Genomic DNA, 5,528 nt, shown 5'->3' with positions numbered 1-5,528 from the left:
TCACTACCCGCACTGCGAACAGGGATCGTACAAAGCCACGTCACGCGCGATTCGGGAACAGTTCGGCGAGTACGCCGGGTACGCACAGACGTACGTGTTCCACTATCTGCGAAGCTGAGCGATAGTTCGGAATTCGGAACAGTTCATCCGATGGCTCTTTCGTGGGGCTATCGAAAGTGAGGATATGGTTACTGGATTCCCCGCCCTCCTGTTCGGCTTCCTCATCGGCGTCGCCGTTTCCGGTATCGGTGCGTACCTCGCGCTCAGGTCGTTCGTGTACAACGAATTGGACCTCACGAAGGAGGAAATCCGAACGGCGGTGAAACACCTCTCGTACGAACGAATGCCGCCGGAGGAGGGAACCGAAGGGTGAACGGCCCCGAGGATTTTGTGGTTCGACTTCGAATTTTCGCATATGACGGATCGTACTCGTGCACACGTCTTCGTCTCCGGCAAGGTACAGGGCGTCTTCTATCGGGCGAACACCCGGGACACGGCGGAATCGAAGGGAATCGACGGCTGGGTGCAGAACCTCTCCGACGGGCGCGTCGAAGCCGTCTTCGAGGGTCCCGAATCGACGGTCGAGGAGATGGTCGAGTGGTGTCACACGGGGAGTCCGGCCGCGGACGTGGACGGCGTGGACGTCGAGTACGACGACCCGAACGGGGAAGACGGGTTTCGAATCAGACGATAGTTCCGGGGTCGCCGATAGCTTCGTCGCGGCCGACGCGAACGAATGCTTTTAAGGCCCGCTATCGGAAAGAGTTCGGTATGGCAATCAAACCCGACTACGTCAAGAAGACAGGGAACATCCTGTTGGAGCGATATCCGACCGCATTCACGAAGGACTTCAGCCAGAACAAGGACAGCGTCGAAAAGCTGACCAACATCGGCTCGAAGGGCGTCCGCAACCGCATCGCCGGCTACGTCACGCGCAAGAAAGAATAATTTTCTCAGTGCTGTCGCACTGTTCATCGATTCTGCGGAGCTGAGCGGCTCAATCGTTTTCGACTATCTCCTTGGAGACTCTATCGAACTCGACGCTTCCACATCGTTCACACGTACCCGTGTCCGTCGGGAGGACGTACGTGCCGTCGTCTCGAACGCGGGCCGAGTATGCACGGCCGCACCCCTGACATGTGACAACATCCCTCTCCATGCTCTCCAAGAGGCTTCAACCGATATATGAGCGTAGTGTTCAAACATGGGACACGTATCGCCGCGAGAATCGACGGACGACAATCGGTCTCACGGCAAACTCCGACACCGTCGAAAGCTACTTGCACACTCCTGCTATCGAGTTCCACATGAGTGTTAACGTCGGAATTCTCGGCGGAACCGGAGCGGTCGGACAGCGATTCATTCAACTCCTCGACGGTCATCCGGACTTCGAACTGACGACGATAACCGCGAGCGAGGACAGCGCGGGCAAACTCTACCGCGAAGCGGCGAAGTGGCGGATCGACTCGCCCATCCCGGAGTACGTCGGCGACATCGAAGTACGCGCGACCGACCCGAGAGACGTCCCGGACGATGTGGACCTCCTCTTTTCGTCGCTCCCGTCCGGCGTCGCGGCCGAAGTGGAACCGAAGTTCACCGAGGCGGGGTACGTCGTCTCCTCGAACTCCTCGAACGACCGAATGGCCGAGGACGTACCGCTCGTCATCCCGGAAGTCAACGCGGAGCATCTGGACCTCATCGAAGTCCAGCGCGACGAACGGGGCTGGGACGGCGCGCTCGTGAAGAACCCGAACTGCTCGACCATAACGATGGTTCCCACCCTGGCCGCGCTCGATTCGTTCGGCCTCGAACGTGTGCACGTCTCCACCCTGCAAGCCGTCTCCGGCGCGGGCTACGACGGCGTCACGTCGATGGAGATCATCGACAACGTCATCCCGCACATCGGCGGCGAGGAGGAGAAGATGGTGGACGAGCCACAGAAACTGCTCGGCACCTTCGACGGTAGCGAAATCTCGCTTCACGACGTGGACGTGGCGGCCTCGTGTAATCGCGTCCCGACGCTGGACGGCCACCTCGAAAACGTGTGGGCGGAGACGACCGAGGAGATCACGAAGGCGAGTGCCGAGGAAGCCTTCGAAAACGCCACCACGCTCGACCTCCCGAGCGCGCCGGACCCGCTCATCAAGGTGTTCGAGGACCCCGACCGCCCGCAACCCCGCCTCGACCGCACCCTCGGCGGCGGCATGCAGGTCGCGGTCGGCGGCGTACAGGAGACCCCGACGGGAATTCAGTACAACTGCCTCGCCCACAACACGATTCGCGGCGCCGCCGGTGCGAGCGTGCTGAACGGCGAACTGCTCGCGCAGGAAGGCTGGATCTGAGACGAATCAGTCAGGAGACGAGGTAGCGAAGCAGAACGCCGTCGTCCATCGTATCGACCGAATCGAGTTCGAGGTCCGGAAACGAGTTTCTCTCCACGAAGCCCTCGCCGTCCGCGAGCGTCGGCGCGTCCCGGCCGCCGATGACCAGCGACCCGACGTAGAGGCGGAGTTCGTTCACCAGTTCGGCCTCGAAGGTCGAGAAGATGAGTTCGCCGCCGCCCTCGACCATGATCTGTTCGGTGCCGCGAGATTCGAGTTCGGAAAACGCCCGGCGGAGCGAAACGCGACCGTTTCCGGCGACGACGACGTCCGCCCCGGCCCCGCGCAGTGCTCGGACGTTCCGAGTCGGTGCGCTTTCGGCGACGAAAATCAGGGTATCCGCCCTGTCGTCCAACACCTGCGCGTCGAGCGGGGTTCGCGCACGCGAGTCCGCGATGATGCGTGTCGGGTTTGCTCCATCGTCGGCGGTCAGGGAGGGGTCGTCCGCGAGGACGGTCCCGACGCCGACCACGATGGCGTCGCTTTCCACCCGAAGGTCGTCAACCCGGTCGAAGTCGTCCGCGCCGCTGATGGCGACCTGTTCGCGCTGGCAGGAGGAGAGTTTACCGTCGGCGCTCATCGCGGCGTTGACGACCACGTGCATGTTCCGGAGTACGGCTCACGGGAGAAAACCGTTTTCGGTGTCTCAGAAGGAGGAACGGTCGCTTTGTCGGAATGAATTTGGTCTTGGTGAGAATGTTCGAGACGCTCGTGTTGCTGTCTAAGATGTGAAAATAAACACTTATTTCCCAAACTGTTTCGTTTTCTTCACGAACAAGACATGGAAGCAAAATTGAGCCAACTCGGTGGCATCGGTATCCTCCTCGTTTCGATATATCTCCTCGTTTTCGGTGGAATTCTGGGTTCGCACGGTAGCACCGCACTCGGCCCGATACTAGCGTACGGAAGCGTTCCAGTCATGCTGATCGGGTTGGTCTTCGCGTGGGGATTTGCCGGGCGATAGCGAATTTCGGTCGATTTCGATTCCACCTCCATTCCCGCTCACACTTCTAGCGACGACGAACACTTTTAATCCATCCCGTCCCAACTTCGGGTGATGAACGTTGACGACCATGCCGAGGCGCTCGCCTCCGACCTCGGCGTAGACAAAGAGGAGGTCAAAGCAGACCTGCAGAACCTCATCGAGTACAGTGTGCCGGTAGACGAAGCCAAACAGAGCCTTCGACGAAAGTACGGCGACGGCAGTTCGAGCAGTTCCTCGCCCTCGACGGCCGACATCGCCGACGTGACGACGGACATGGGCAACGTCACGATCACCGCGAAGGTGCTCACCGTCGGCCAGCGCTCGATCCGCTATCAGGGCAACGATCAGACGATTTTCGAGGGGGAACTGGCCGACGAAACCGGGAAGATTTCCTACACGGCGTGGAACGACTTCAGCCTCAGTCCGGGTGAGGTCATCACCGCGGGCAACGCGGGCGTGCGAGAATGGGAGGGTAACCCCGAACTCAACCTCGGGGACAGCACCAACATCGCGCGCGAGAACACCGAACTCGACGTGCCGTACGAGGTCGGCGGCGACGCGACGTTGGCGGAGGTTCGACCCGGCGACCGCGGCGTCGCACTGGAGGTGACGGTTCTCGAAGTCGAGAGCAAAGTCATCGACGGACGCGACGGGGAGACCGAGATCAAGAGCGGCATCGTCGCCGACGAGTCGGCGCGACTCCCGTTCACCGACTGGGAAGCGCGCGACGAAGTGACGGAGGGCGCGGAGATTCGCGTGGACAACGTCTACATCCGCGAGTTCCGCGGCGTGCCGTCGATCAACTTCTCGGAGTACACAACCGTTTCACCCCTCGCGCGCGAGGTGGACGTGAACGACAGCGCGACGCGCATGTCCGTCCGCGAAGCGGTCGAGACGGGCGGCGCGTTCGACGTGGAAGTCCTCGGCAACATCGTGGCCGTTCGTGACGGCTCCGGCCTCATCCAACGCTGTCCCGAGTGTGGACGCGTGGTGCAGAAGGGCCAGTGCCGAAGCCACGGGCAGGTCGACGGGCAGGACGACCTACGTGTGAAAGCCATCGTGGACGACGGGACGGGAACCGTCACCGCGATTCTGGACGCCGACCTCACCGCGGAAGTGTACGGCGGCGGTCTGGAGAAGGCCCGCCAGCAGGCCCGCGACGCGATGGACCAGGAAGTCGTCGCGGACAGCATCCGCGAGGAGATCGTCGGCCACGAGTACCGCGTCCGGGGCAACCTCTCGGTGGACGACTACGGCGCGAACCTCGAAGCGACCGAGTTCACCGAGACGGACGACAACCCGGCCGACCGTGCGAAGGCCTTCCTCGCGGAGGTGGACACATGAGTTCGCAGGGTGGCGTCGGCCGCCGGGAAGTCGCGTGGCGAATCTTCGCCGCCGAGTACGACGGCTCATCGCTCGAACACTCCGACAGCGACGAGGAGCGCGCGCCGAACTACGTCGTCACACCGACTGGCGCGCGAATCAACCGCCTGTTCGTCGTCGGGGTGCTGACCGAAATCGAGCAGGTCGGCGACGAGGTGCTCCGCGCCCGCATCGTGGACCCGACCGGCGGGTTCGTCGTCTACGCTGGCCAGTACCAGCCTGACGCGCTCGCGTTCCTCGAACGCGCCGAAGCGCCGATGTTCGTCGCCGTGACGGGCAAGGCACGGACGTTCCAGCCCGATGACTCGGACTTGGTGTACACCTCGATCCGACCGGAGAGCATGAACGCGGTCGACGCCGAAACCCGCGACCGCTGGACGGTCCAAACGGCACAACAGACCCTCGACCGGATTCGCACGTTCGCCGGTGCGCTCGACTCCGGCCAGCGCGGGGAGGACCTGCGGCAGGCGCTCGAAGCCGCCGACGTGGACACCGGCCTCGCCGCCGGTGTTCCGCTGGCGCTCGACCACTATCGGACGTCGACGCCGTACCTCGCCGAGTTGCAGGACGTGGCGCTCGATGCGGCCCGCGTCGTCGCGGGCGAGCAAGAGGAGGTCGGCACGCTCGACATGTCGCCGGACGAAGCCGGCAATGTAACGCTCGACGTGGACGTGTCGCTCGACACGTCCGCCGTCGATGTGGAAATGGAGACGGGAACGCAAACGGAACCCGCAAGCGAGTTCGACGCCGAAGCGTCGAACTCGGAGACAGCGGTGGAT

Annotated in this window: 8 protein-coding genes and 1 pseudogene; 8 read left to right on the top strand and 1 reads right to left on the bottom strand. The window is 62.7% G+C overall.

What is annotated here, in order from left to right:
• From WBV42_RS17955 to asd, 5 genes and pseudogenes are all read left to right on the top strand, one after another.
• Positions 1-118: pseudogene (locus tag WBV42_RS17955) on the top strand (8-oxoguanine DNA glycosylase); the annotation flags it as partial.
• A gap of 66 nt (positions 119-184) precedes the next feature.
• On the top strand, positions 185-373 hold the full coding sequence (locus tag WBV42_RS17950) for a hypothetical protein (protein WP_423987238.1): 189 nt from the start codon (positions 185-187) through the stop codon (positions 371-373).
• 42 nt (positions 374-415) lie between these two features.
• Complete coding sequence (locus WBV42_RS17945) at positions 416-694, top strand: acylphosphatase (protein WP_423987237.1); 279 nt, start codon at positions 416-418, stop codon at positions 692-694.
• Between the two features lie 77 nt (positions 695-771).
• Complete coding sequence (locus WBV42_RS17940) at positions 772-948, top strand: 30S ribosomal protein S17e (RefSeq protein ID WP_253226042.1); 177 nt, start codon at positions 772-774, stop codon at positions 946-948.
• 359 nt (positions 949-1,307) lie between these two features.
• Positions 1,308-2,342, top strand: coding sequence for an aspartate-semialdehyde dehydrogenase (gene asd / locus WBV42_RS17935; RefSeq protein WP_423987236.1), 1,035 nt, complete (start codon positions 1,308-1,310; stop codon positions 2,340-2,342).
• 10 nt (positions 2,343-2,352) lie between these two features.
• Here the strand turns inward: asd and WBV42_RS17930 are convergent, their stop codons facing one another.
• On the bottom strand, positions 2,353-2,985 hold the full coding sequence (locus WBV42_RS17930; protein ID WP_423987235.1) for a 2,5-diamino-6-(ribosylamino)-4(3H)-pyrimidinone 5'-phosphate reductase: 633 nt from the start codon (positions 2,983-2,985) through the stop codon (positions 2,353-2,355).
• Positions 2,986-3,162: 177 nt separating this feature from the next.
• On the opposite strand from WBV42_RS17930, the gene WBV42_RS17925 reads away from it, so the two are divergent.
• The 3 genes from WBV42_RS17925 to WBV42_RS17915 form a co-directional block, all read left to right on the top strand.
• Positions 3,163-3,345 (top strand): hypothetical protein, encoded by a 183-nt coding sequence (locus WBV42_RS17925; RefSeq protein WP_423987234.1) that lies wholly within the window; start codon positions 3,163-3,165, stop codon positions 3,343-3,345.
• A gap of 93 nt (positions 3,346-3,438) precedes the next feature.
• Positions 3,439-4,710, top strand: coding sequence for a Single-stranded DNA binding protein (locus WBV42_RS17920; protein WP_423987233.1), 1,272 nt, complete (start codon positions 3,439-3,441; stop codon positions 4,708-4,710).
• On the top strand, positions 4,707-5,528 hold an 822-nt coding region (locus tag WBV42_RS17915; protein WP_423987232.1), incomplete at its 3' end, for an RPA family protein. The genes WBV42_RS17920 and WBV42_RS17915, both read left to right, overlap by 4 nt.

Origin of the sequence: Haladaptatus sp. (assembly GCF_049589095.1) — an archaeon.
GTDB lineage: Archaea > Halobacteriota > Halobacteria > Halobacteriales > Haladaptataceae > Haladaptatus.
Note: the sequence above shows the minus strand (reverse complement) of the source record. Positions and strands in the feature narration are given on the sequence as shown.

Excerpts from the sequence above, each read along its gene's own strand:
- WBV42_RS17950 (WP_423987238.1), top strand. The coding sequence starts at position 185 with ATGGTTACTGGATTCCCCGCCCTCCTGTTCGGCTTCCTCATCGGCGTC.
- WBV42_RS17945 (WP_423987237.1), top strand. The coding sequence starts at position 416 with ATGACGGATCGTACTCGTGCACACGTCTTCGTCTCCGGCAAGGTACAG.
- WBV42_RS17930 (WP_423987235.1), bottom strand. The coding sequence starts at position 2,985 with ATGCACGTGGTCGTCAACGCCGCGATGAGCGCCGACGGTAAACTCTCC.
- asd (WP_423987236.1), top strand. The coding sequence starts at position 1,308 with ATGAGTGTTAACGTCGGAATTCTCGGCGGAACCGGAGCGGTCGGACAG.
- WBV42_RS17925 (WP_423987234.1), top strand. The coding sequence starts at position 3,163 with ATGGAAGCAAAATTGAGCCAACTCGGTGGCATCGGTATCCTCCTCGTT.
- WBV42_RS17920 (WP_423987233.1), top strand. The coding sequence starts at position 3,439 with ATGAACGTTGACGACCATGCCGAGGCGCTCGCCTCCGACCTCGGCGTA.
- WBV42_RS17940 (WP_253226042.1), top strand. The coding sequence starts at position 772 with ATGGCAATCAAACCCGACTACGTCAAGAAGACAGGGAACATCCTGTTG.